This is a genomic window from Hyphomicrobiaceae bacterium (assembly GCA_041397645.1).
Classification (GTDB): domain Bacteria; phylum Pseudomonadota; class Alphaproteobacteria; order Rhizobiales; family Hyphomicrobiaceae; genus Hyphomicrobium_B.
The window spans coordinates 1,301,032-1,325,561 of record JAWKWE010000004.1 but is presented as its reverse complement, the minus strand read 5'-3'; the positions used below and the strand labels follow the sequence as shown (position 1 = coordinate 1,325,561).

22 protein-coding genes are annotated in these 24,530 nt (G+C 59.4%); 14 read left to right on the top strand and 8 right to left on the bottom strand.

Annotated features, from left to right (window positions below; translation table 11 throughout):
• Positions 1-24 precede the first annotated feature (24 nt).
• The 5 genes from R3D51_06090 to R3D51_06070 form a co-directional block, all read right to left on the bottom strand.
• Positions 25-1,326: an FAD-binding oxidoreductase gene (locus R3D51_06090; protein ID MEZ5899047.1), complete on the bottom strand. Its 1,302-nt coding sequence runs from the start codon at positions 1,324-1,326 to the stop codon at positions 25-27.
• Complete coding sequence (locus R3D51_06085) at positions 1,310-2,134, bottom strand: ABC transporter permease (GenBank protein ID MEZ5899046.1); 825 nt, start codon at positions 2,132-2,134, stop codon at positions 1,310-1,312. The genes R3D51_06090 and R3D51_06085 overlap by 17 nt, the downstream gene beginning before the upstream one ends.
• The gene (locus tag R3D51_06080) at positions 2,134-3,021 is read right to left on the bottom strand and encodes an ABC transporter permease subunit (GenBank protein MEZ5899045.1); all 888 of its coding nucleotides are present in this window, start codon (positions 3,019-3,021) and stop codon (positions 2,134-2,136) included. Before R3D51_06080 ends, R3D51_06085 begins: the two co-directional genes overlap by 1 nt.
• A 68-nt stretch (positions 3,022-3,089) precedes the next feature.
• Positions 3,090-4,277 (bottom strand): ABC transporter ATP-binding protein, encoded by a 1,188-nt coding sequence (locus tag R3D51_06075; protein ID MEZ5899044.1) that lies wholly within the window; start codon positions 4,275-4,277, stop codon positions 3,090-3,092.
• A gap of 113 nt (positions 4,278-4,390) precedes the next feature.
• Positions 4,391-5,515 (bottom strand): polyamine ABC transporter substrate-binding protein, encoded by a 1,125-nt coding sequence (locus R3D51_06070; protein MEZ5899043.1) that lies wholly within the window; start codon positions 5,513-5,515, stop codon positions 4,391-4,393.
• A gap of 225 nt (positions 5,516-5,740) precedes the next feature.
• Here R3D51_06070 and R3D51_06065 point away from each other — a divergent pair, with 225 nt between their 5' ends.
• The 10 genes from R3D51_06065 (at position 5,741) to R3D51_06020 (ending at position 16,088) form a co-directional block, all read left to right on the top strand.
• Positions 5,741-7,141, top strand: coding sequence for a glutamine synthetase family protein (locus R3D51_06065; GenBank protein MEZ5899042.1), 1,401 nt, complete (start codon positions 5,741-5,743; stop codon positions 7,139-7,141).
• Between the two features lie 383 nt (positions 7,142-7,524).
• Positions 7,525-9,135 (top strand): cytochrome-c oxidase, cbb3-type subunit I, encoded by a 1,611-nt coding sequence (ccoN, locus tag R3D51_06060; protein ID MEZ5899041.1) that lies wholly within the window; start codon positions 7,525-7,527, stop codon positions 9,133-9,135.
• A gap of 12 nt (positions 9,136-9,147) precedes the next feature.
• Entirely contained in the window at positions 9,148-9,873 is a 726-nt protein-coding gene (gene ccoO / locus R3D51_06055) for a cytochrome-c oxidase, cbb3-type subunit II (protein MEZ5899040.1), read from the top strand.
• A gap of 12 nt (positions 9,874-9,885) precedes the next feature.
• Positions 9,886-10,065, top strand: coding sequence for a cbb3-type cytochrome c oxidase subunit 3 (locus tag R3D51_06050; GenBank protein MEZ5899039.1), 180 nt, complete (start codon positions 9,886-9,888; stop codon positions 10,063-10,065).
• A 10-nt stretch (positions 10,066-10,075) separates the two neighbouring features.
• A complete protein-coding gene (gene ccoP / locus R3D51_06045) occupies positions 10,076-10,948 on the top strand; it encodes a cytochrome-c oxidase, cbb3-type subunit III (GenBank protein ID MEZ5899038.1) in 873 nt (290 codons plus the stop codon).
• A gap of 37 nt (positions 10,949-10,985) precedes the next feature.
• On the top strand, positions 10,986-12,473 hold the full coding sequence (gene ccoG / locus R3D51_06040) for a cytochrome c oxidase accessory protein CcoG (protein MEZ5899037.1): 1,488 nt from the start codon (positions 10,986-10,988) through the stop codon (positions 12,471-12,473).
• A gap of 4 nt (positions 12,474-12,477) precedes the next feature.
• Positions 12,478-12,984, top strand: coding sequence for a FixH family protein (locus tag R3D51_06035; GenBank protein ID MEZ5899036.1), 507 nt, complete (start codon positions 12,478-12,480; stop codon positions 12,982-12,984).
• Positions 12,969-15,206 (top strand): heavy metal translocating P-type ATPase, encoded by a 2,238-nt coding sequence (locus R3D51_06030; protein ID MEZ5899035.1) that lies wholly within the window; start codon positions 12,969-12,971, stop codon positions 15,204-15,206. The genes R3D51_06035 and R3D51_06030 overlap by 16 nt, the downstream gene beginning before the upstream one ends.
• Positions 15,203-15,379: a cbb3-type cytochrome oxidase assembly protein CcoS gene (gene ccoS, locus R3D51_06025; protein ID MEZ5899034.1), complete on the top strand. Its 177-nt coding sequence runs from the start codon at positions 15,203-15,205 to the stop codon at positions 15,377-15,379. Before R3D51_06030 ends, ccoS begins: the two co-directional genes overlap by 4 nt.
• A gap of 16 nt (positions 15,380-15,395) precedes the next feature.
• Entirely contained in the window at positions 15,396-16,088 is a 693-nt protein-coding gene (locus R3D51_06020) for a sulfite exporter TauE/SafE family protein (protein MEZ5899033.1), read from the top strand.
• A 7-nt stretch (positions 16,089-16,095) separates the two neighbouring features.
• On the opposite strand, the gene R3D51_06015 is transcribed toward R3D51_06020, so the two are convergent.
• The 3 genes from R3D51_06015 to R3D51_06005 all read right to left on the bottom strand — a co-directional run bounded on the left by R3D51_06015 (position 16,096) and on the right by R3D51_06005 (position 19,178).
• Entirely contained in the window at positions 16,096-16,713 is a 618-nt protein-coding gene (locus R3D51_06015) for a response regulator transcription factor (protein MEZ5899032.1), read from the bottom strand.
• Entirely contained in the window at positions 16,710-18,107 is a 1,398-nt protein-coding gene (locus tag R3D51_06010) for a histidine kinase (GenBank protein ID MEZ5899031.1), read from the bottom strand. The genes R3D51_06015 and R3D51_06010 overlap by 4 nt, the downstream gene beginning before the upstream one ends.
• A gap of 96 nt (positions 18,108-18,203) precedes the next feature.
• Positions 18,204-19,178 (bottom strand): LysR family transcriptional regulator, encoded by a 975-nt coding sequence (locus R3D51_06005; protein ID MEZ5899030.1) that lies wholly within the window; start codon positions 19,176-19,178, stop codon positions 18,204-18,206.
• A gap of 112 nt (positions 19,179-19,290) precedes the next feature.
• Between R3D51_06005 and R3D51_06000 the strand changes: the two genes are divergently transcribed.
• The 4 genes from R3D51_06000 to R3D51_05985 are packed head-to-tail and all read left to right on the top strand — an operon-like array spanning position 19,291 to position 24,432.
• Positions 19,291-20,550: a sarcosine oxidase subunit beta family protein gene (locus R3D51_06000; protein ID MEZ5899029.1), complete on the top strand. Its 1,260-nt coding sequence runs from the start codon at positions 19,291-19,293 to the stop codon at positions 20,548-20,550.
• A gap of 16 nt (positions 20,551-20,566) precedes the next feature.
• The gene (locus R3D51_05995; GenBank protein ID MEZ5899028.1) at positions 20,567-20,860 is read left to right on the top strand and encodes a sarcosine oxidase subunit delta; all 294 of its coding nucleotides are present in this window, start codon (positions 20,567-20,569) and stop codon (positions 20,858-20,860) included.
• Between the two features lies 1 nt (position 20,861).
• A complete protein-coding gene (locus R3D51_05990; GenBank protein ID MEZ5899027.1) occupies positions 20,862-23,843 on the top strand; it encodes a sarcosine oxidase subunit alpha family protein in 2,982 nt (993 codons plus the stop codon).
• Positions 23,836-24,432: a sarcosine oxidase subunit gamma family protein gene (locus R3D51_05985; GenBank protein ID MEZ5899026.1), complete on the top strand. Its 597-nt coding sequence runs from the start codon at positions 23,836-23,838 to the stop codon at positions 24,430-24,432. The genes R3D51_05990 and R3D51_05985 overlap by 8 nt, the downstream gene beginning before the upstream one ends.
• Positions 24,433-24,530: the final 98 nt, after the last annotated feature.

Sequence of the window (24,530 nt, the reverse complement as noted above, 5' to 3'; positions counted from 1 at the left end):
CGGGGCGTCAGGCGAAACCAGCGCCTAAAGCAAGTCGCGGATTCGATAATAGAGCATCCCTAGCGCCAGCATCTGGTTGCCGGCCCAGCGCCCCACGGGCAACCGCACGTGTTTGATCTTCTCAAACAGATCGAACTTTTCCATCGTCCCAGCGATCGCATCGCAGACGATCTCAGCTGCGATGTGAGTCGTGTTGACGCCGTGCCCGCAGTAGCCCTGAAGGTAATAAACGTTCGGCTCCAGGCGCCCGATCGCCGGAATGCGCGTCAAAACGATTCCGATTCGACCGCCCCAGGCAAACTCGATGCGCTTCTGGGCAAGAGCCGGGAAGATCTCAACCAGTCTCGGTTGCAGCGAAGCCCGCAGATCGGAGGGATCGCGGTTTGAGTAGTTGCAGCGCCCACCGAACAGCATCCGCCGGTCGGCCGACAGGCGAAAATAATCGAGCACGATGTTGCTGTCGGCGACCGCGAGATCCTGCGGATTGAGCTCGTTCGCCGTCGCCTCGTCTAGGGGCTCTGTCGCGATGATGTAGCTGCCGGTCGGAAAGGTGAGCCCACGCAAGGGCCCACGCTGAAACTTGTGCTCCGTGCTCCCGGCCAGAATCACGCTCGTAGCCTTGATGCGCGCGCGCCCAGTCTTCACCACGCAAGGACTGCCACCACTGATCTCAACGACGGGGCTGTCTTCGAAAATCCGGACACCGAGCGACGCGGCCGCCCGTGCCTCTCCAAGACACAGGTTAAGGGGATGGAGGTGCCCGCTACGGCGATCTATATAGCCGCCGTAATAGATCTTGGTCCCAAGTACGTCAGCCATGGCGCCCGGCTCGACGATTTCGAGACCTTCGCCATCACCTTCCGCATGGCGGCCTTCCACGTACTCGCGCATCTGCGGCAGGTGTTTTTCGCGCGCGGCGGCTTCCATCCAGCCATGCTTGAAATCACACGCGATGCCATACCTGGCTATGCGGCTTTCGACGATCTCGTTGCCGCGATAGCGAATGTCGCGTAGCAGCGCGCGGCCGGCCGCGCCCAGCTGCCGCTCGATATTGTGCTCACCCGATATCCCGCCGATGATCTGCCCGCCGTTGCGCCCGGAGGCACCCCAGCCTATGCGATTGGCTTCAACGAGCACGACCTTGTAGCCGCGCTCAGCCAACGTCAGCGCCGAAGAAACCCCGGAAAAGCCGCCGCCGACGACGCATACGTCCGCCACCATCTCGCCTTCGGCACGAGGATAGCGCGTGGTGTCGTTGATCGTCGCTGCATAATAGGAATTGACGTGATCTTCAGCCATGTAAACCCGATTAACCCGCGCCGGCATCGACCGCGCGCGTCTCCTTCTCACGCCGGAGTGCTTGCTGCTTGCTCACAAGCGACGCGGCGAGCACACCGAGTGCGACCAGAGAGATCATGATCGTCGAAACCGCATTGATTTCAGGAGTCACGCCGAGGCGAACCTGCGAATAGATCTTGATCGGCAGAGTGGTCGCGCCTGGTCCCGTGGTGAAACTCGCGATGACCAAGTCATCGAGCGAAAGCGTGAAGGCCAGTAGCCACGCAGAAATGACCGCGGGCGCGATGATCGGCAGCGTCACTTCGAAGAAAGTCGTGACCGGGGATGCCCCCAGATCCATTGCAGCCTCTTCAACTGACTTGTCGAAATCCAGCAGGCGCGATTGCACCACGACCGCGGCAAAGCACATGGAAAAGGTGGCATGCGCGATCGTAACTGTCCAGAATCCGCGATCGAAATTGAGCGCCACAAACAGCAGCAACAACGACAGACCGGTGATTACTTCGGGCATAACCAGCGGCGCAAACACCAGTCCGGAGAACAGCGTGCGGCCCCGGAAGCGGCCCATGCGGGCCAGCACAATCGCTGCCAGTGTCCCCAGGATCGTGGCGATCGTCGCCGCCACCAACCCTACCCGCAAAGTCACCCACGCGGCGTCGATCAGCGCCTGGTTGTCGAGCAGACCCGAATACCACTTCGTTGACCATCCACCCCAGACCGTGACGAGCTTGCTCTCGTTGAACGAGTAGATGATGAGCAGCAGAATCGGCACGTACAAAAACGCGAAGCCGAGCACGATCGAAGTTATATTGAACCAAGAAAAGCGCGTATTCATCAGCCGGCCTCCCTCTGCTTTTCCTGCATCCTCTGGAACAGCATGATCGGAACGACCAGCACGATCAGCAGGATCACGGCGACGGCGGAGGCGACCGGCCAATCGCGGTTGTTGAAGAACTCACTCCACAGGGTTTTGCCGATCATCAACGTCTCTGAGCCGCCCAGGAGATCCGGGATAACGAATTCGCCGACGGCCGGAATGAAAACGAGCAGGCTGCCCGCGACAATGCCTGGGACCGAGAGCGGGAACGTCACCTGCCAAAACGCCTTCCACGGCGGAGAGCCAAGGTCTTCCGCCGCTTCAAGAAGCGATGGCTTGATCTTTTCCAGGCTCGTGTAAAGCGGCAGGATCATAAACGGCAGGTACGAATAGACGATGCCGATATAGACCGCAGTCGTCGTGTTCATGATGTTGAGGGGCTCGCTGATGAGGCCCGTATTCATCAGAAACAGATTGAGCAGTCCCTCCTTCTTCAAAATGCCGATCCACGCATAAACGCGGATCAGGAAGGAAGTCCAGAATGGCAGGATGACGAGCATCATCAGCGTGGGCTGCCACTCCTTGGGCGCGCGTGCCATGCCGTAGGCAATCGGGTAAGCGACAAGAAGTGTGAGGAAGGTCGCAAAGGCGGCAATTTTCAAGCTCGACCAGTAGGCGCCTATGTAGAGCTGATCGCTGAAGATGAACGCGTAGTTCTCGAAATCGAGCCCCGAGAAGAAGTCCTTGATCCCTTGCCAGCCCTCCGAAAGATCGAGCGTCGGCGTGTATGGCGGAATGGCCATCGCGATATCGGACAGCGATATCTTGAAAACGATCAGGAAGGGAACGAGGAAAAACACCAACAGCCACAGATAGGGCGCGGCGATCACATACCAGCGGCGCATCGCGACATCTCCTTGGCCTTTTGCATGTCAGACGTGGGCATGGAGATCTCCATTCCGAACCTGTGCAGCTATTTTGTAAGGACCACGCCGGCATCCACCGGCCAGCTCAGCCAAACATCGTCTTCCCATTTGATGTTCGCTTCCGCCGATTGAGCGACATTCGCCCGCAAAGCGGTCACGCGTTGTCCGGTCGCAACCTTGGTATGATAGTGCGATATGGAACCGAGATAGCCGACGTCATCGACCTTCCCCGGTATAACATTGGCGTCGGCGGTGGGTTTGTGCAGCGAGATGACCACCTTTTCAGGCCGCAGGGCAAGCCATACCTGCTGCCCGGTAGTAAGACCTGGCGGCGCAGAAGCTTTGAAGCGGCCGCCGCCAACCCACTCAATCTCGGCCATGCCTTGCGACAGCGAGGCCACCTTGCCCTCAAACAGGTTCACGTCGCCGATGAACTCCGCCACATAGCAGGATTCAGGTGCTTCATAGATTTCACCTGGGGTGGAAATCTGCGCCAGTTCGCCGTGGTTCATCACGCCGATGCGGCTTGCGACAGTCATTGCTTCTTCCTGATCGTGCGTCACGATGATGAACGTGGTGCCTGTCGTCTCCTGAATGCGCATCAACTCAAACTGGGCGCTCTGGCGTAGACGCTTGTCGAGTGCGCCCAAGGGCTCGTCGAGAAGCATGATCCGAGGCTTCTTGGCTATGGCGCGAGCCAACGCAACGCGCTGCTGCTGACCGCCCGACAACTGATGGGGCTTGCGATGGGCGAACTTCTGCAGCTCGACCAGCGACATCGCTTCCGCGACGCGTGCATCGATGTCAGCTTTGGCCATGCCTTCCTGGCGCAGGCCGAAGCCGATGTTCTTTTCTACCGTCATATGAGGAAATAGCGCGTAGGATTGGAACATCATGTTCACGTCCATGCGCTCGTAGGGTGGCAGATCGGTGATGTCGGTGCCACCGACCAGGATACGGCCTTCGGTGGGCTTTTCAAAGCCCGCAAGCATCCGCAGCAACGTACTCTTGCCACAGCCCGAGGGGCCCAACAGGGCGAAGAATTCACGCTCATAAATATCGAGCGTGATGTCCTTTACAGCCACGAAGTCGCCGAACCTCTTGGTGACGTTTTCGAACCGAACGATCGGCTTTTCGTTAGGATCATTCCAGGGCGTAAACCCCGACTGAGGAGCAAAGGTGCGGGCTAGCCGCGCCTTCGGTTGTGTACCCGCTGTCGCCGTCGCCGTATCCATCTTCATCTACCTCAATATGGCTGCGTCGCTTGGAACTATTCCGACGCGAAGCAGTGGCTTGGAGCGTTCGCACGAAATCCGTGTCTCGCGCGAACGCCAGAATGCCTTGAGGGCTATTGGCCCGTGACGACCTTGGTCCACAGCCGCGTAACGACACGCTGCGTCTTTGCATCGTATGCCGTTTTCACGAACAGCCGCTTCATCGTCTCCTCGTCGGGATAAACGTTCGGGTTGTCCTTCACCTCGTCGTCGAGGAATTTTTGCGAAGCGAGGTTGCCGTTTGCGTACTGGACGAAGTTCGAGGACTTCGCAATCACCTCAGGCTTCATCATGAAGTTGAGGAAGGCGTGGGCTTCATCGACGTGCTTGGAGTCGGCGGGAATCGCCATCTGGTCGAACCACATCTGCGCGCCTTCCTTCGGCAACGACAGGACGATAACCTGATTGTTCTTTGCTTCCTCAGCGCGGCTCTTGGCTTGCAGAATGTCGCCGGAATATCCGATGGCAAGGCAGATGTCGCCGTTGGCCAGCGCGTTGATATACTCGGAAGAGTGGAACTTCAGAATGTTGGGACGAATCTTTTCCATGAGATCCGCCGCCTTCTTGAGGTCATCAGGGTTCTTGGTGTTGGGATCAAGACCCAGATAGTTCAACACAGCCGGGAGTACGTCGTCGGCCGCATCGAGAACGTGGATACCGCAGTCTTTGAATTTTGAAATGACCTCGGGCTTGAAGAACATATCCCAAGAGTTGACTGGAGCGTCGGGCATACGCTCCTTGATCTTCGCCTCGTTGTAACCGATGGCGGTTGTGCCCCACATGTAGTTGATCGAGTACTCGTTGCCCGGGTCGTAAATCGAAGACCGCTTCTGGATGTCGGGCCACATGTTGGATAGGTTGGGCAGCTTCGACTTATCGAGCTTCTGGAACACGCCCGCCTTGATCTGGCGCGACAGGAACGGTCCTGAGGGCACGACGACGTCGTATCCGGTTCCACCAGCAAGCAACTTCGTCTCTAGGACTTCGTTGCTGTCAAAAACATCGTAAATGACCTTAATGCCGGTTTCTTTGGTAAAGTCCTCAAGCACTGAGGAATCGATGTAGTCGGACCAGTTATAGACGCGGACTTCTTTGTCGGCGGCGGACGAGGGTTGCGCGAAGACGAATAGCGAGACAGCGCATAGAGCGATAGCGAAGCTCGTCGCAAGAGAGCGGCGGGCGCCTTGTTGACCAATCATGGGAAAGACCTTTCTGGCGATTTCGGCAATTGCCCCACCGGTGGGCCAAGTTGGCACACGGACGGTAAGCCCGTAAAGCTAGAGACCCCTTATCCCTTGCCTTACTGGGCCATTGTGATCATAAAATTGGCCAGCTACAAGCAGAACGTCTGCAAATCTCTGATGCAGCAGCGCCCGTTAACTGACCATGCGAACGAGCGATCATCTATAATTCCAGGTGCAATCATGACTGCCGAATACGGCGCGACATCCCCCGAGGCCGATGGCTACGGTGCGGGCGCGACCTCTGACACCATCAAGACTTGGCTTCGCGAACATCGTATTGAAGAAGTCGATTGTGCAGTGCCGGATATTGCCGGCGTTGCGCGCGGCAAGACCATGCCGGCGGAGAAATTTGCCAAGCTTGGCGCTGTGCACCTTCCGATTTCGATCTTTCATCAAACCATTACGGGCGACTACGTCGGCTTCGAAGAAGACGGCGAAACACTTTATGCCGAGAGCGATTTGGTGATGGTTCCAGACCTATCGACCATCCGTCCGGCACCATGGGCCTCCAGCCCGACAGCCCAGGTCATCCACGATGCGACTTGGCAAAACGGTAGCCCGGTAGAGATCGCTCCACGCAACGTGCTGCGGCACGTCCTCAATCTCTATGACAAGGAGGGTTGGGTCCCGGTCGTGGCGCCGGAACTTGAATTCTATCTGACCAAAACGAATACCGATCCCGATTACCCGCTTGAGCCTCCGGTTGGAAGATCGGGCCGAAAGGGTGCGGGCCGCCAAGCCTACAGCCTTGGCGCGGTGGACGAATATGACAAGATCGTCGACGACGTCTACGAATTCGCCGAGCTGCAATATTTAAAGATCGACACCATTATCCAGGAAGGCGGCGCCGCTCAGCTTGAAATCAATTTGCTGCACGGCGATGCGGTGAACCTCGCCGACCAGGTGTTCTTCTTCAAACGCACGATCCGCGAAGCCGCGTTCCGGCAGAACTGTTATGCGACCTTCATGGCCAAACCGCTGGAGAACGAGCCGGGCAGCGCCATGCACATCCACCAGAGCATCGTGGACAGAAAGACCGGACGCAACATCTTCACCAAGGACGATGGTTCGCCCAGCGGACTGTTTTTCAACTTCCTTGCCGGCCAGCAGACCTACCTGCCAGCCGCCATGTGCCTGTTTGCGCCCTATGTGAACTCGTACCGCCGCCTCGTCCCTGGTGGCGCCGCCCCGATCAACGTGGAGTGGGGGCATGACAACCGCTCAGCCGGGTTGCGCATACCAATTTCCCCCGATAACGCGCGCCGGGTGGAGAACCGGCTGCCGGGTTCGGACGCTAATCCCTACCTCGCCGTGGCTGCCAGTCTGGCCTGCGGCTACCTGGGCATGAAGAATGCGCTGGAGCCACGCGAGCCCGTCATTGGCAACGCCTATCGCAATGACCACCAATTGCCGCGCGGCCTCTTGGAAGCGTTGATCGCTTTTGAAGAGTGCGAGGAGCTTCGTTCGGTCCTAGGCAAGCGGTTCAGTCACGTCTACCTCGCGTTGAAGCGCTCCGAATTCGAAGAGTTCATGCGCGTCATCAGCCCTTGGGAACGCGAGCATCTGCTGCTCAGCGTGTAGGCTTGGCAACGTAACATCAAAACATCGGCTACCAGCGGCGCTAGGGGCCGCTATGCATTTGGCAATGCGTAAGAAGTAGGCTAAGGACGGTGAGCCGGCAAGAGACCGGCGCGCCCTGAAAAAAGTCTGCTTACAGTTATTTATCGTGCTGCCGCGACATAGTTGCTCCCAATTTCGTTAACACGCGGATCCATTGGCAGTTTCCTACTAAGTTCGCAGAGTTGAATCGCCGCAAGTTTGACTTTGATCAACGCGCCATCGAACCCGGCTAGCGACAACGACAACTGGCGTCTGGCCCCACTTCAGCTTGGCCGCGATGCCCCGTGTCCGGGGAGCACAAAATGGCAGTCACACACACAGAAAAAAGCGCATTTGGCGATGCCATGGCCGTATTAACGGCTGTCGTATTCGCCGTCGTCGGCGTCGCACTGGGTCTGGGATCTCCCGATCCAGCGATGTCTTTCCATGGTTGGGTTTTCACGGCCGCAGCCGCAATAGCCGCAATTTACGTCCTGACCCAGATGTTCAAGGAGCGGGTCGCAGATTCAAGCGGTTACTTGGATGGGCCTATCCGCTTCGCGGTCGTCGCAGCAGTGTTTTGGGGTATCGCAGGGTTCCTTGTCGGCGACATCATCGCTTGGCAGCTGGCCTTCCCTGTCCTGAACCTAGACATGCCCTGGACCAGTTTTGGTCGTCTGCGGCCGCTGCACACTTCGGCGGTTATCTTCGCTTTCGGCGGTAACGTGCTGCTGGCAACCTCGTTCTACGTGGTTCAACGCACGACACATGCCCGACTGCTCGGCTACTGGGCACCCTGGTTTGTCATCTACGGCTACAACCTTTTCATCGTGATCGCGGGTACAGGCTACCTGCTGGGCATCACGGAGAGCAAGGAATACGCTGAACCCGAGTGGTATGCGGATCTGTGGCTCACGATCGTCTGGGTCGTGTATCTCGTGGTCTTCCTGGGAACGATCATGAAGCGCAAGGAGCCCCACATCTACGTGGCAAACTGGTTCTATCTTGCCTTCATCGTGACGATTGCCATGCTGCACATCGTCAACAACCTCGCACTCCCGATCTCGCTCTATGAGCCAAAGAGCTACGTGCTCTTCGGTGGCGTGCAGGATGCCATGACGCAGTGGTGGTATGGCCATAACGCGGTTGGCTTCTTCCTGACCGCCGGCTTCCTCGGGATCATGTACTACTTCATCCCGAAGCGCGTTGAGCGTCCCGTCTACTCCTACAGGCTGTCGATCGTCCACTTCTGGACCCTTATCTTCCTGTACATCTGGGCTGGTCCGCACCACTTGCACTATACCGCCCTTCCCGACTGGGTCCAAACCCTTGGCATGACGTTCTCGATCATGCTGTGGATGCCCTCTTGGGGTGGCATGATCAACGGTCTGATGACGCTTTCGGGCGCCTGGGACAAGCTGCGTACCGACCCGGTCGTGCGTCTGCTCGTAGTCTCGGTGGCGTTCTACGGCATGTCGACCTTCGAAGGCCCGATGATGTCCATCAAGGCCGTCAACTCTCTGTCGCACTACACCGACTGGACCATCGGCCACGTTCATTCCGGCGCACTCGGCTGGGTCGCAATGGTGTCGTTTGGCGCAATCTACTGCCTCGTTCCGTGGCTGTGGAAGCGCAAGGCGCTTTACTCGATCCGTCTGGTTGAATGGCACTTCTGGATCTCGACCATCGGCATCCTGCTCTACATCACCTCGATGTGGGTGTCGGGCATCATGCAGGGTTTGATGTGGCGGGCCTACGACAAGCTCGGCTTCCTCTCCTACTCGTTCGTGGAGACGGTCGAAGCTATGCATCCCTACTACATCATCCGTGCAACCGGCGGCGGTCTGTTCGTCCTCGGCTCGCTGATCATGGCCTACAATCTGTGGCGCACGATCCGAGGTGACGAAAGCGTCGATGCGGCCGAACAGCCCCGTGTCGCGGCAGCGCCTGAGCTTCGTCTGCAGCCGGCCGAGTAAGGATCCAGAAACATGAAACACGAAATCCTTGAAAAGAACTCCATCCTGCTGCTCGTCTGCGTTCTTGTCGTCGTCTCGATCGGCGGCCTGTTCCAGATCGCACCGCTGTTCTGGGTCGACAGCACAATCGAGAAGGTGAAAGGGATGCGTCCCTATTCACCTCTCGAACTCGCCGGACGCGACATCTACATTCGCGAAGGATGCTACGTCTGCCATTCGCAGATGATCCGCACCTTGCGCGATGAAGTCGAGCGTTACGGCCACTACAGCCTCGCGGCCGAAAGCATGTACGACCACCCCTTCCAGTGGGGTTCCAAGCGTACCGGTCCCGACCTCGCTCGCGTCGGCGGCAAATATTCCGATCAATGGCACGCGGAGCACATGACCAATCCCCGCGCCGTCGTGCCGGAGAGCATCATGCCGTCCTATCCTTGGTTGAAGGAACGCAAGCTCGATACCTATAATATCGGAGAAAAGCTTAAGACGCTCCAGACGATCGGCGTGCCTTATGACGATGCGATGGTTTCGAACGCGCTAACCGACCTTGAGGCTCAGGTCCAACCTGACAGCAAGGAAGCTGGCGAGCTCTTGAAGCGATATCCCAAGGCAAAGGTTGCCGATTTCGACGGTGATCCGAGCAAGGTGTCTGAGCTCGATGCGGTCATCGCGTATCTGCAGATGCTCGGCACGTTGGTCGATTTCGCGAGCTTCGACGCTTCCGGGCCAAACCTCAGGTAGGAGTTCAAGCGAATGACCTACGAAAACGTCGCGGCAGTGAGTCAGACAATATCGCTGATCTTATTCATTGCCATTTTCCTGATCGTGCTCGGCTATGTCTTCTGGCCGTCGAACCGTGATCGGCTCGAACATGCACAGCGCCAGGCATTGGATTTGGAAGAATCCAATACTGGCTCCAGAAGCGCCGACTGAGGGCAGACCTATGGGACATAATAAAGAAATCGACCACGCCACGGGCGTTGAGACCACCGGTCACGTTTGGGACGGTGACCTCAAGGAGCTTAACAAGCCTCTTCCGCGCTGGTGGCTCTACACCTTCTACGCCACCATCGTCTGGGCAATCGGCTACTGGATCGCGTATCCGGCTTGGCCTTTGATGAATGGCTACACAAAGGGTATGCTCGGCTACAGCCAGCGTCAGGAAGTGATGCAGGAAGTCGCTGCAGGAAAGGCCGCACAAGCTCAGTATCGTACCGAGGTTGAAAAGGCGGCCATTGCCGATATTGCCAAGAACCCAGAGCTGCTGCGCTTTGCGACAGCTTCGGGTGCTGCTGCATTCGCAGCGAACTGCGCACCGTGCCACGGTCGCGGTGCTCAAGGCGCAAATGGCTACCCGAACCTGAACGACGATGACTGGCTGTGGGGCGGCTCTCTCGACGCCATCCAACAGTCCATCACGCACGGCATCCGCTCCGAGGATACCGATACTCGCAGCTCTGCCATGCCGCGCTTCGGTCTCGACCAGGTTCTCGACGAAAAGCAGATCTCCGATGCTGCCGAATACGTTCTCTCTCTGTCGGGCAAATCGACCGACAAAGAGGCTGCCGCACGTGGTGCAACGATCTTTGCCGACAACTGCGCGGTCTGCCATGGCGAGAAGGGAACCGGCAATCAGGAGCTTGGCGCACCCAACCTGACGGACGCGATCTGGCTGTACGGCGGCGACAAGGCCGACGTGATGCAGACCATCAAGACAGGCCGCGGAGGCATCATGCCTCAATGGCATACCCGTCTTGATCCGGTCACCATCAAGACGCTCGCGATTTACGTTCACGGTCTGGGAGGCGGCAAGTAACGCAAGCCTCCTGACCTAAAGAAAGACACAACACGACATGCTTCAGCACTCCGGCAAGCAAGAAGCACCGAAACCAGAAATACACGACGTGGCGGCCGTAAACCGCCGCGTCGATCGCGTTGGATATGCGTCTCGGCAAAAGATCTATCCAAAACTCACCCACGGCACTTATCGCAATCTGAAATGGGCCCTTATGGCCCTGTGCCTGGGCATCTATTACCTCATTCCTTGGGTCCGATACGATCGCGGGCCGGAGCTGCCCAATCAGGCCGTGTTGCTCGACATGGCCAACAACCGCTTCTTTATGTTCGGCATCGAGATCTGGCCGCAGGAGTTCTATTACGTCACCGGCCTGCTCGTTCTCGCCGCTCTCGTTCTTTTCGTTGTCACGTCCGTCGCCGGCCGCGTCTGGTGCGGCTACTTCTGTCCGCAGACCGTTTGGACCGACCTGATGGTTCTGGTTGAACGCTTCTGGCAGGGTGACCGCAACGCGCGCATCCGCCTGGACAAAGAGCCGTGGGGTCTCTCCAAGATCTTCAAGAAGCTCATGACCCACCTAACCTGGATTGCCATTGCGGTGGCCACCGGCGGTGCGTTCGTCTTCTACTTCGCTGATGCGCCGACCCTTGCTCAAGAACTGCTGCACGGAACGGCTCCCAAGGAGGCGTATCTCTTCATCGCCATTCTCACCGGCACCACCTATCTGCTCGGCGGCATCGCGCGCGAACAGGTCTGCATCTACATGTGTCCGTGGCCTCGCATCCAAGGCGCGATGGTCGATCATGAATCGCTGTTGATCTCCTACCGCGATCAGCGTGGCGAACCTCGCGGACCTATCCGCAAGAGCGCAGGGCCAGAGCGGGTCACGGGTGATTGCATCGATTGCAAAGCGTGCGTCGCCGTCTGCCCGATGGGCATAGATATTCGCGATGGTCTGCAGCTCGAATGCATCCAGTGCGCGCTATGCATCGACGCCTGCGACGACATCATGACGAAGATCGGGCGGCCAACCCGCCTCATCGCTTATGACACGATTGCAAATCAGGAGGCCGTCGCCAAAGGATCGACCTCGCCCGTCAAGATTTTTCGCGCGCGTACATTTCTGTATATCGGGCTGATCGCACTGGTCGGCTTCATCATGCTTGGGACGCTGCTGCACCGTTCGGTTGTTGAAGCCAACGTCATGGCCGACCGCAACCCGCTGTTCGTTCAGCTGGCCAATGGCGACATCCGCAACGGCTTTACCCTCAAGGTCCTGAACAAGCTGCATGAACCGCGCACGTTTACCGTCGGCATCGAAGGCCTGCCGGAGGGTAGTCACATGGTGCTGAGCGGACGGGAAGACCAAGACAAGCCCTCGATCGTCGTTCCGACTGACGTGCTGAGCGAAACGCGCGTCTTCGTGACCGTCCCGGCTGCGGCCCTCTCCAAGCTCGCTTCCCAGACCGAGCCATTCAACTTCATCGTCAAAGATACCCAGAGCGACACGATCGCCACGCGCAAAGCAACATTCCGGAGGCCATGACGCCATGTCCAAAATGTCCGACACAACCTTCGTAATCACCGGCCGTCACGTCCTATACGGTCTCATCGGCTTTTTTGGCATCATCTTCGCGGTGAATGGCTATTTCATCGACATGGCGCTCAAGACCAATTCCGGCGTCGTTTCGAACGAGCCGTATCGCAAAGGCTTGAAGTATAACGAACGCATCGAAGCATCAGAGCGTCAGGCCCAGCTCGGATGGCGCGACCAAATCAAGCTGGCGCCCTCGGGCGACAGGCTATCCATCGATATCCGCGACAAGGACGGCAAAGCCGTGAGCGGCTTGACCATCACGGCAACCCTCGGCCGCCCCGCCAGCGAAGTTGAGGACGTCACGGTCACGCTCGCACAAACGCCCGAAGGCGCCTACGAGGCCTCCCTTCCGCATCGCGCCGCTGGGACTTACATCGCCAGCATCGAGGCCGTCGATTCCGCCAACGCGGACAAGGGCATCCTGTACCGCGCCAAGGAGCGCTTATGGCTGAAGCCTTGAGACGCGTCGACGCCGGGTCACAACCTGGCGATGGAGCAGCCCGTGCCGCTTCAGGACCGGTCGTAACGAACGACAACGGTCCGGTTATTGAGCACGTGACGCTTGCCGTCAACGACATGCATTGCGGCGCTTGCATCCAATCGGTCGAAGGTACGCTCTGCAAACTCCCCGGCGTGGTCAGCGCGCGGGCCAATCTTGCGGCGCGGCGCGTCTCGATCGCACACGAAACCGACAAACTCAGCATTGAAGAACTGATCGGCGCTTTGACGAAGGCCGGGCACGAAGCGGCAGAGCTTTCAGCAACTCCTGACGCCGAGGCAGCTGCCCGCGACGGAGATCTTCTCAAGCGACTTGGTGTTGCCGGCTTCGCCGCCATGAACGTGATGTTGCTATCGGTATCCGTGTGGGCCGGAGCGGCGTCGGGCGATATGGAAGACTCGGTCCAGTCGATGTTCCATTGGCTGTCGGCGCTTATTGCACTGCCCGCCATCGCTTATGCGGGCCAGCCATTCTTCAAGTCCGCAGCCGGCGCGCTGCGTGGCGGCCGTCTCAATATGGATGTGCCGATTTCTCTGGGCGTGCTGCTCGCAACGGCCATGAGCCTCTTTCATACGATCCGCGGCACACACAACGTCTATTTCGACGCAGCCATCACATTGCTCGCCTTCCTCTTGATCGGGCGACTGCTCGATCAACAGATGCGGACGAAAGCGGCGGGCGCAGCGGCAAACCTGCTTGGGTTTCGCGCCTACTTTGCCTCCCGCGTCCATGACGATGACCGCGTGGAGCGGATTTCCGCCAAAAACCTCAAACCCGGAATGCGCGTGCTCGCAGCGACCGGGGAGCGCATCGCCGCCGATGGCATAGTTCGCGAAGGCGTCAGCGATATAGACGACAGTCTGCTCACCGGCGAGACCGCACCAAAGAAGGTGTCCGAGGGCACGCGCGTTTATGCAGGCACTTTAAATCTGACTGGGCCGCTCGTCGTGGAAGCAACCGCGACCGAGGAAGGTTCACTGATCGCAGAAATCTCAAGGCTGATGGAAGCAGCCGAGCAGAACCGCGGACGCTATATGCGCTTGGCCGATCGCGCCGCACGTATCTACGCCCCGGCCGTCCATTTGCTGGGCCTTATGACTTTCATCGGTTGGATGCTGATGGGACAAGGCTGGGAACCGGCGCTGACCAAGGCCATTGCCGTTCTCATCGTTACCTGCCCGTGCGCGCTCGCGCTGGCGGTCCCTGCGGTTCAAGTTGCAGCATCTAGCCGGCTCTTCGCGCGCGGACTGATCCTTAAAGCTGCCGACGGTCTCGAACGCATGTCGGAGATCGATACCGTGGTCTTCGACAAAACCGGAACGCTTACGACCGGCGAGCCAAAACTGGCAGATACCGGGCTCCTTCCCGACGACGTTCTGATCCGCGCGGCCTCCCTCGCTGCCGCGAGCCGTCATCCTTACTCACGCGCGATCGTGGCCGAGGCCACGGTGCGCGGGCAACGCGTGGAGCCTGCGAACAACGTACGCGAGATTCCCGGCTGCGGGCTTTCGCGGATCACTCAACAAGGCGAGGAACGTCTGGGTTCAGCGGAATGGTGCGGCGCCGACAAAAACGAAAGCACCGGTTCGATCTGCTATCGCGATGCGGCGGGCAAAGTCACGGCTTTCCATGTCGTCGATACGTTGCGCGACGATGCGGCTGAGACGATTGCCCGGCTGAAGGCTGGAGGTTTTTCTGTTGAAGTCCTTTCAGGCGATCGGCCGCAAGCCGTTGAAGCCGCGGCTCACGAAGCCGGCATCACCGATTGGCGCGGCGGACAGCACCCGGATCAAAAGATCGCCCGCCTTGACGAGCTCAAGGCGGCAGGACGGCATGTCTTGATGATTGGCGATGGCATTAACGATGCCCCCGCGCTTGCTACCGCGCACGCATCGCTCTCACCTGCAAGCGCTGCCGACATCAGTCAAACAACCGCCGACGCGATATTACAGGGCAAATCGCTGGCAGGCGTGGGCGATGCACTCGCTGTCGCCAAGAGCGCACACCGCTTGGCTCTTCAAAACTTTGGCATCGCCATCGTCTACAACGCCATTTTTGTGCCGTTGGCCGTTGCGGGATTGGTTACTCCGCTAATTGCCGCCATTGCAATGTCGGCGTCTTCAATTACGGTCACCGCAAATGCCGTGCGTCTCAAGGCCATGCGACTGGAGCTAAAGGCATGACATCGCTTGCTTGGTTGATTCCCGTAGCGCTATTCCTTGGCGGATTGGGCCTGGCGGCGTTCTTATGGTCGCTGAAGACGCATCAATATGACGATCTCGAAGGGGCCGCTTGGCGCGCGCTTGATGACGAAAAGCCCCACGCGCCAGCCTTTCCAACTAAGCCGCACGAATAGGAGTCTTCACGACGCAATGGATGGCCTCGCATTGGCATTTGCTGGCGGCCTGATGCTCGGATTAGCGAGCGCGCTGCATTGTGCCTCGATGTGCGGCGGCATTGCTTCCAGCTTGCTGTTCCTGTTTCGCCCAGAAGGCGCGCGCGGCAACATCACAGTGCTTGCCGCCATGCAGAGTGGACGCATCCTGGCTTACACTTTGGCGGGCGGCGTCGTCGGACTTGTGGGCTCAGCGGCGTTCACCTTCATCAATCCCGACAACGCCTACCGGGTCATCCAGTGGGCCGCGGCGGTCTCGTTGATGTTCATCGGCCTCACCATCGCCGGCCTGATGCCCGCCATCGCCGGGGTGGACAGCGGGGTCGCGCGGATTTCAGAAACGCTCGAACGGGTGCTCGCACCGTTGCGGCGCCGGCCCGTGATCGGCCCAATGGCAACCGGGTTTACCTGGGGCGTCAGTCCGTGCCCCATGGTCTACGGCGCGCTGTTCAGCGCGACGTTGCAGGGCACCTTCCAGGGCGGCGCCGCCTGGATGCTCGGGTTCGGCGCCGGCACTTTGCCAGCTATCATCGCTTCGGCGTTTGGCATTCGCGCGCTCTCCAAACTCAACAAAGGTGTGTTGTTGCGCTCCGCGGTCGGACTCTCTATTGCAGCGTTCGGATTTTCGACTGTTTACGTCGACTGGCCAAAGATCCTCTGTCTGACCTGATCGGGCCTCACGTTTCCAGGTTCTGCACCGCCAGACGGATCAGATCCGCCGTGCGCTCCACGCCCAACTTCACCTTCATGTGGCTACAGTTATTGGCGACCGTCTTGTAGGCTACGCCAAGCGCATCTGCGATGGCCGTAAGGCTCTTGCCTCGCCCAAGCAGGCGTAGGATCTCAAGCTCACGCGCAGTCAGCACATTCAGGGGATCGCCCGCCGCGCCTGGTGCGGAAACGAGGGCAGCGGCCATCTCACGGTCGACGTACTGCCCGCCCTCGTGCACGCGCCGGACGGCAGCGACGAGTTCCTCAACTGGCGCGCTCTTGCTGACATAGCCCTTTGCGCCGGCCTTGATGGCGCGACTAGCGAATGCCGGCTCTGCGTGCATCGAGAAGATCAGAACCTTGGCTGACGGATCGATTGCCAGAACGCGCCGCAGCATCTCCAACCCGCCAACTCCCGTCAGGTTGAGATCGAGAAGTACGATATCGGGTTTGTGTTCTGCGTAGATCTTCAGCGCCGTTTCGACGTCGGCTGCCTCAAGCACCGTTGCGGAGAAATGCACGCCGAGCAGCCGGCTTACGCCCTCGCGTACGACCGCGTGATCTTCCACGATAAGAACTTTCATAGTCTTTGACCTTTTTCCTCAATGTCATTCTCTATCTGTGCCGCGTCTCGTTGAGCGCACAGACACGTTCCGTCTGGCAGTGGCAGCCTTGCGACCACAGCGATACCTGAAGCAGATTGGCTTGGAGCGACATCAAGCGATCCGCCGATGGCTTCCGCACGTTCGCGCATTCCCGCAATTCCAAAGCCCGCACCCGCCATCGGCGAGATGCCACCTCCATCGTCGACGATCGAAAGCTCAAGCACAGCTGGATCACGGTCGCACACGGCATATCCCTTGATCTGAATGTGTGTGGGCTCGCCATGTCGAATGGCGTTGTTCAGGGACTCCTGAACGATGCGGAAGGCAACATCATCGACCTCGGGGCCATAGCTCGACTGATCGAAATCTGCATGGATAGTCAGATCCGAATGCCGCCGCTTCCAGAATGCCGTCAGGTAGTCGACTGCGTGCGTAAGTCCGAGATCGAGAAACTGCGTGGGCCGCAATCTCCCAAGGATTGCGCGCACATGGGCTTGCACATGGGCCACCGATTGACGAATGGCACTCACGCGCGCGGTAACGTCGCCGAGCGTGCCACGCTCAATGAATTCCGGGATGGTCTGCGCGTCGACATCAATGGCGAAAAGGAATGGCCCGACCTCATCGTGAAGATCGCGCGCCAGCTCTTTGCGCTCCTCTTCTTGAACGGCACCCAACTGAGTTGAAAGGAGCTTGTTGCGCCGTTCGGCTTCCTGCAGCCCCTGAGCCATGCGGTTGAACTCGCGGTAGATGATATTGAGTTCCTGCGGACCGTTTTCGGCAACTTGAGCGTTGAAATTACCGCGGCGAACCTCGCCCAAACCAGTAGCGAGCTTGTCTAGGGGACGTAACGCGCGATCGAGCGTGAAGGAGACGAGCCAGAGTATCAGTGTGAAGAAGCCCGCAAGGATCGCGAATTGCAGTTTCATTTCCTCCCAGACTTCGGAAATCTCATTGTCTGCCACACCATCCAGACGTATCGAGCCGAACTGGCTGATGCGATCGGGTAGTGGAATGACAACCGTCTTTGCCTCTGGATAGAGTGCTGTTTGCAGCCATTTGGGCGCAGGCGGCATCGTCGGCAACGGCCGAGACGATCTCTGCACCTTGCCATCGGGACCGACCAGCCTCACCCGAACGTCCCGATCGTTGTCGAAGGTTGCCACCAGTCGCGCCAGATGTTGGCTTGGATCGCCGTTCGGATTGATTTGGGAAACCGCCTCGCTCACCGAGTTGCCAGCTAAATTGAGCGCAATTCTCACCTCGCTCTCCACGACGCTAAGCGAGTAAAAAAAGCTGAGTAAACCGCCGACGATGAGACTGAGCGGCAAGATGAGAAGGATCAACGCAAGCAATCTGCGGCGCAGCGACATGGTAGACTCGATGGCTGAGGACCGTAACAAAGTAACATGATGACGAAAGACTGCAAGGCGCGGAAATATCGGGAAAAATTCCCGTCTCCGTGATCGTCACTGAGAGCAGACTAGATCTGCTCCCAGCCATGGCATCACCGCACGCAAGTCCTTCAGCGCTGATGCTTCGAGAGCGTCGCGACAGGCACGTGAAAGATCGCGCGGGAGGTTGCCAAGTTCATGGCGGCGCGCGATTAACGTCAGCGTTCGCGTCAGCTTTGGGCCAGGCAAAGCGGCAGCGCACGTGCGCACATCGTCGAGCGGCGCTTCAGCGATACAGAGCGGCGTCGTGATCGCAAAACCATGTCCTGCATCGACCATACCGTGCACACCGAACGGCGTATCGAATTCGTATCCCGATGGAATTTCGATACTCAAACGCCGCAAATGCCTCTCGATCTCGATGCCGGTTTTCGACCGCGCGCTGTAGCGCACGAAGCCAACGGTGCTTGCAAGCTCGCGCAGTCCGGCTGCATTGACGGGCGGCGTCACCTCAACGGGAAGCAACAACACATAGGGCTCGCTGACCAACTCAAACCGTTGCAGGCCAGCGACTTCCGACAATTCGTCCGCGCCGACGAAAAGATCGAGATTGCGCGTCAACAAGGCTCCCGCGTGAGCTGCCGTGAAGCCGGATTGCACTTGCACGGACTCCGCGCGCGTGTGCAGAAACTCCGCGATCGGCAGGCTCAACGCGCGCGCTAGGCTATCCACCAATCCGACGCGAATGAGCGAAAGCTTGCCCTGATCGGCTTCTTTCAGCAAAGGCGCGATCTGGCGGGCTTCGGAAAGAAGAGCCGCGGCGCGCTGGCGCATGACGCCCCCCGCCGGGGTAAGCCCGAGCGGACGCACACTTCGGTCGAACAGCACCGTGCCCGTACGTGCCTCCAGCTCCGCGATGGCTTGCGAGATGGCTGGTTGAGTTAAACCCAGCGCTCGGGCTGCCGACGCCATCGCCCCCGTGTCGCAAACGCTGAGAAAAATCTCGAGCGCGCGCAGGTCGAAGGGCAGAACATCAGGTTTGATAGACATATCACACTATAACTCAAACTTATATTATCGGCAAATACAGGCTCATATATTAGTTGATCCGTTCCTAGACGGCCCAGGATCGGCCGCCGCTTGAAAACTCAGCGAGTTACGCATGCTGATCGACCATTATTCGATTTGGAATGTCCTCCGCCAATCCTTGAAGGGTCACACCGGCTGGAAGCCAGCCTGGCGAGAGCCCGAGCCGAAGGCGGAATATGACGTCGTCATTGTCGGCGGCGGCGGACATGGATTGGCGACGGCTTATTACCTTGCCAAGCGCTATGGCATCACCAATGTCGCCGTCATCGAGAAGGGCTGGATCGGCTCGGGCAATGTCGGTCGTAACACGACCATCGTGCGTTCCAACTACCTTCTTCCTGGCAATATACCGTTCTATGAGCTGGCGATGCAGTTGTGGGAGGGCCTGGAGCAGGACCTCAATTACAACGCAATGGTCTCCCAGCGCGGCATCCTCAACCTCTACCATTCGGATGGTCAGCGCGATGCTTATGCCCGCCGCGGCAATGCCATGCGCCTACATGGCGTCGATGCAGAGTTGCTCGACCGGCCCGAGGTCCAATCCATGTACCCATGGCTGGACTACGACAACGCGCGGTTCCCGATCAAAGGCGGCCTGATCCAACGCCGCGGAGGCACGGTACGCCATGATGCGGTTGCGTGGGGTTATGCCCGCGGTGCAGACCGGCTCGGCGTCGACATCATTCAGAACGCCGAAGTCACCGCGATCCGCGTCGAGAACGGCCGCGCCGTCGGCGTCGAGACGAAACGCGGTTTTATCCGCGCTAAGAAGCTGGCGTTGTCGTGCGCTGGAAACTCCTCGCGCGTTGCGGCCATGGCTGGCCTGACGCTGCCAATCGAAAGCCACGTGCTGCAGGCCTTCGTCACCGAAGGCATCAAGCCGTTCATCGACGGCGTCGTGACGTTCGGAGCGGGGCACTTCTACATCAGCCAGTCCGACAAGGGCGGCCTCGTGTTCGGAGGTGACCTCGACGGCTACAATTCCTACGCTCAGCGCGGCAACCTACCTGTTGTGGAAGACGTGCTCGAAGGCGGTATGGCGTTGATGCCGCGCATCGGCCGCGTTCGTCTCCTGCGGTCATGGGGTGGCATCATGGATATGTCCATGGATGGCTCTCCAATCATCGATAAAACCCCGCTCGATGGCCTCTATCTGAATGCGGGCTGGTGCTACGGCGGCTTCAAGGCAACGCCGGCCGCTGGCCTCACCTTCGCACATCTGATCGCACGCGACGAACCCCATGACACGGCGCGCGCCTATCGGCTGGACCGCTTCGCGACCGGCCGGATGATTGACGAAAAGGGCATGGGCAATCAGCCCAATTTGCATTGAAAAAGGCACTTAGATAATGCGCATCTCTTGCCCCTACTGCGGCGAACGCAGTCTTGATGAATATCTCTACATTGGCGACGCGACCGTCAGCCGACCTGATCCCAATGGTGCCAGTGCGGCGGCCGATTTCTACACTTACGCCTATGAGCGCAAGAACCCGGCGGGGCCGCACAAAGAACTTTGGTATCACTCCGCCGGCTGTCACGCATGGCTGGTCGTAGAACGCGATACGCGCACACACGAGATCTTGTCGATCGAAACGGCAAAGGATGTCGCCTTGAAGCGCAACGCTGCCAGGGGAGGCGCGTGACATGAGCACTTCGCAGATCAATCGCGTCACCGGCAAGGGCCTCATCGACCGCCGCCAGCCGATCCGCTTCACATTTGACGGCAAGAGCTACGATGGCTTTCAGGGCGATACGCTCGCCAGCGCGCTGCTCGCAAACGGCGTTGTTCTCACCGGTCGTTCCTTCAAGTATCACCGCGCACGCGGCATTTTGAGCGCGGGCTCCGAAGAGCCCAGCGCCATCGTCGAGTTGCGCACCGGCCCGCGACGCGAACCCAACACGCGCGCGACCATGATCGAACTTTATCCCGGACTTGAAGCAGCGAGCCAGAACCGCTGGCCGTCGCTCAGATACGACGTCATGTCGATCAACTCGCTGCTGTCCCCTATTTTCGTCGCTGGCTTCTACTACAAGACCTTCATGTGGCCCGCAGCGCTGTGGGAGAAGTTGTACGAGCCGATGATCCGTCGCGCCGCCGGTCTCGGACGTGCTGCCGACGAACCCGATCCCGACACTTACGACAAATCGAATGCGTTCTGCGACGTGCTCGTCATCGGTGGCGGTGCAGCAGGTTTGATGGCAGCGCTGGCTGCAGGGCGTGCAGGTACGCGCGTCATTTTATGCGATGAGAACTTTGCCCTTGGCGGCCGGCTGCTTTCTGAAACGCAACTCATCGACGGCAAGCCCGCGCACGAGTGGGTTCACGCCGCAGAAGCCGAGCTGCGCGCCATGCCGGAGGTTCAGATCCTAACGCGCACGAGCGTATTTGGCGCCTACGATGGCGGAACATTCGCCGCCGTCGAGCGTGTGAGCGACCACCTCCCCAAGCCGCGCGCTCACCAACCGCGTCAGCGGCTCTGGCGGATCGTTGCCAAGCAGTGCGTGCTTGCGGCAGGCGCAACCGAGCGGCCCATCGTGTTCGGTAACAACGACTTGCCGGGCGTGATGCTGGCAAGTGCCGTGCGCACCTACGTCAACCGCTTCGGCGTAGCGCCGGGCAAGAGCGCTGTCATCTTCGCCAACAACGATGAAGCTGCAGCAACCGCGCGCGACTTGACGATGGTCGGAGTCCGAGTTGAGGCAATCGTCGATAGCCGCCCGCAGCCGAGCGATGCGGTTCGCGATGCTGCCAAGACCACAGGCGCTCGTCTGGTGAGTGGCGTTGTGTCGGACGCAAAGGGCCGGATCGCCGTCAAAGGTGCGCGTATCGTTCCAGCATCCGGCACGCCTTTCGACGTCTCGTGCGATCTCATTGCGGTCTCAGGCGGCTACAATCCCAACGTTCAGATCACAACGCACCAAGGTGGCCGGCCTCAATGGGATGAGAACCTCGCCGCCTTCATTCCGGGCGTGTGCCCGCGGGGCATGACAGTTGCTGGTGCTGCCAAGGGAGCCTTCTCGCTTCCCGACTGTTTTGCGCAAGGTTCCCAAGCTGGCGCCGCTGCGGCGATGGCGGCCGGAGTGAGCGCGCAAGTTCCCGCCTCTCCGAAAGCAGACGCAGAAACTTATGGCATCGTCCCGCTGTGGCGTGTGACGGAAGCCAAGCACAAGGCGTTCGTCGATTTCCAGAACGACGTCGCCGCCAGCGACATCGATCTGGCGGAGCGCGAAGGTTATCGCTCCATCGAGCACGTCAAGCGCTACACCACGATGGGTATGGCGACCGATCAGGGCAAGACCGCTAACGTCAACGGCCTCGCGATCCTCGCGCAACTGACGGGCAAGTCCATTCCGCAAACCGGCATCACGGCGGCCCGTCCGCCCTATTCGCCTGTCTCTCTTGGCGCGCTTGCCGGTCATCATCGCGGAAAAGACTTCAAGCCGACGCGCCTGCCGCCATCGTATCACTGGGCCAAGGAGCAGGACGCGGTCATGGTGGAAACCGGATTGTGGATGCGTCCGCAGTATTTCCCGCGCGCGGGGGAAAGCGATTGGCTCACGACTGTCACCCGCGAAGTGAAGACAACGCGGTCAGCGGCCGGAATCTGCGATGTCTCGACGCTCGGCAAAATCGAGATCCAAGGCGCGGACGCCGGCACGTTCCTCGATCGTGTCTACATCAACATGTTCTCGACGTTGGGCATCGGCAAAGCGCGTTATGGCATGATGCTGCGTGAGGACGGCATCGTGATGGACGACGGGACGACGGCACGATTTGGGCCGGACAGGTTCTTCATGACGACGACAACCGTAAACGCGGTCAAGGTCATGCAGCATCTCGAATACTGCCACCAATGGCATTGGCCCGAACTCGACGTGCAGATGACGTCGGCCACGGACCAGTGGGCGCAGTACTCGGTCGCCGGACCGCGCTCGCGTGAGCTGCTTGCCAAGTTGGTCGATGCGCCCTTCGACATTTCCAACGAGGGCTTTCCCTACATGGCGGTCGCGGAGATCACCGTATGCAACGGGATCCGCGCACGCATCTATCGTCTGTCGTTCTCTGGCGAGCTTGCATACGAGATCGGTGTGCCCGCGCGCTACGGCGACGCCCTAATCCGCGCACTGATGGCAGCTGGCGAAGAGTTTGGCGCGATTTGCTACGGCACCGAAGCCCTCGGCGTGATGCGTATCGAGAAGGGCCACGTCGGCGGCCCCGAAATCAATGGCATCACAACCGCTGCGGATCTTGGCCTTGGCAAGATGGCATCGAAAAAGAAGGACTACATCGGGCGCGTTCTGGCTGGCCGCGAAGGTCTTGCCGATCCTGCCCGCCCCGCCCTTGTTGGCTTCCGCCCTGTCGACCGTTCGGCCCGGCTGCGGGCTGGCTCGCATTTGCTGCCGAAGGGTGCCGGCAACTTTGCCTCCAACGATCAGGGCTATCTGACGTCGGTCGCTTATTCACCCATGTGCGGACACTGGATCGGCCTGGGCCTCCTGGCCAACGCAGCCGACCGCATGGGTGAAATTGTGCGCGCCTACGACCCGGTCCGTAACGGTGACACCCTGGTCGAGGTCGTGTCGCCCGTATTCTTCGATCCTGAAGGAGAACGCCTGCGTGTCTAGTCTCACACTCACCCCGGCTAATGCCTTTGCCAGCGTGCTCGCATCGAGCCGCAGCGCCGTAGCAATTTCGGTTCTTGACGGTATCGGCATCGCTCACGTTGCCGCACGCAGAGGCCAGAGCGAGGCTCTCGCCGCGCGCGTGCAAGAACTGTACGGCGTGTCGCTTCCCAAGTCGCCGCGCATTGTCAGCGGCCCCAACCTCGCCTTCGTGTGGGCGGGGCCCGAGCAGTGGCTTGCCGTCTCGCAATCGACTCAGAACCTGACGAGCCAAAATCTCGAAAAAGAGCTTGCCGAAAAACTCGCGGGCCTGGCGTCGGTCGCCGATCAGAGCGATGCACGCGCACTCGCGACGATCCGCGGTCCCAAAGCGCGCCAAGTGCTTTCCAAGGGTGTGCCGATCGACCTTCACCCGAAGGCGTTTCCGGCAGGTAGCGCGGCCATCACACACGCCTCCCATATCGGCGTTTTGCTTTGGCTGTCAGAGCAGGGAGATACATTCACGCTCGCCTGTCCGCGCTCCTACGCAACCAGCTTCTGGGGCTGGCTGACCGAAGCTGCCACGGAATTCAGCCCGTCAGTGGGCGGATAGGAAACCGTTCAGCTGGGCCGGTCGCCGCTTCGGCGACCCAATAAGCCGTTGTCTATCAGAGAAAAAGCGTTGTATCGTGCCCCCACTCGGCGCACCTG

Coding starts and splice junctions, on each gene's coding strand:
- R3D51_06090 (MEZ5899047.1), bottom strand. CDS start 1,326: ATGCCGGCGCGGGTTAATCGGGTTTACATGGCTGAAGATCACGTCAAT.
- R3D51_06085 (MEZ5899046.1), bottom strand. CDS start 2,134: ATGAATACGCGCTTTTCTTGGTTCAATATAACTTCGATCGTGCTCGGC.
- R3D51_06080 (MEZ5899045.1), bottom strand. CDS start 3,021: ATGCGCCGCTGGTATGTGATCGCCGCGCCCTATCTGTGGCTGTTGGTG.
- R3D51_06075 (MEZ5899044.1), bottom strand. CDS start 4,277: ATGGATACGGCGACGGCGACAGCGGGTACACAACCGAAGGCGCGGCTA.
- R3D51_06070 (MEZ5899043.1), bottom strand. CDS start 5,515: ATGATTGGTCAACAAGGCGCCCGCCGCTCTCTTGCGACGAGCTTCGCT.
- R3D51_06065 (MEZ5899042.1), top strand. CDS start 5,741: ATGACTGCCGAATACGGCGCGACATCCCCCGAGGCCGATGGCTACGGT.
- ccoN (MEZ5899041.1), top strand. CDS start 7,525: ATGGCCGTATTAACGGCTGTCGTATTCGCCGTCGTCGGCGTCGCACTG.
- ccoO (MEZ5899040.1), top strand. CDS start 9,148: ATGAAACACGAAATCCTTGAAAAGAACTCCATCCTGCTGCTCGTCTGC.
- R3D51_06050 (MEZ5899039.1), top strand. CDS start 9,886: ATGACCTACGAAAACGTCGCGGCAGTGAGTCAGACAATATCGCTGATC.
- ccoP (MEZ5899038.1), top strand. CDS start 10,076: ATGGGACATAATAAAGAAATCGACCACGCCACGGGCGTTGAGACCACC.
- ccoG (MEZ5899037.1), top strand. CDS start 10,986: ATGCTTCAGCACTCCGGCAAGCAAGAAGCACCGAAACCAGAAATACAC.
- R3D51_06035 (MEZ5899036.1), top strand. CDS start 12,478: ATGTCCAAAATGTCCGACACAACCTTCGTAATCACCGGCCGTCACGTC.
- R3D51_06030 (MEZ5899035.1), top strand. CDS start 12,969: ATGGCTGAAGCCTTGAGACGCGTCGACGCCGGGTCACAACCTGGCGAT.
- ccoS (MEZ5899034.1), top strand. CDS start 15,203: ATGACATCGCTTGCTTGGTTGATTCCCGTAGCGCTATTCCTTGGCGGA.
- R3D51_06020 (MEZ5899033.1), top strand. CDS start 15,396: ATGGATGGCCTCGCATTGGCATTTGCTGGCGGCCTGATGCTCGGATTA.
- R3D51_06015 (MEZ5899032.1), bottom strand. CDS start 16,713: ATGAAAGTTCTTATCGTGGAAGATCACGCGGTCGTACGCGAGGGCGTA.
- R3D51_06010 (MEZ5899031.1), bottom strand. CDS start 18,107: ATGTCGCTGCGCCGCAGATTGCTTGCGTTGATCCTTCTCATCTTGCCG.
- R3D51_06005 (MEZ5899030.1), bottom strand. CDS start 19,178: ATGTCTATCAAACCTGATGTTCTGCCCTTCGACCTGCGCGCGCTCGAG.
- R3D51_06000 (MEZ5899029.1), top strand. CDS start 19,291: ATGCTGATCGACCATTATTCGATTTGGAATGTCCTCCGCCAATCCTTG.
- R3D51_05995 (MEZ5899028.1), top strand. CDS start 20,567: ATGCGCATCTCTTGCCCCTACTGCGGCGAACGCAGTCTTGATGAATAT.
- R3D51_05990 (MEZ5899027.1), top strand. CDS start 20,862: ATGAGCACTTCGCAGATCAATCGCGTCACCGGCAAGGGCCTCATCGAC.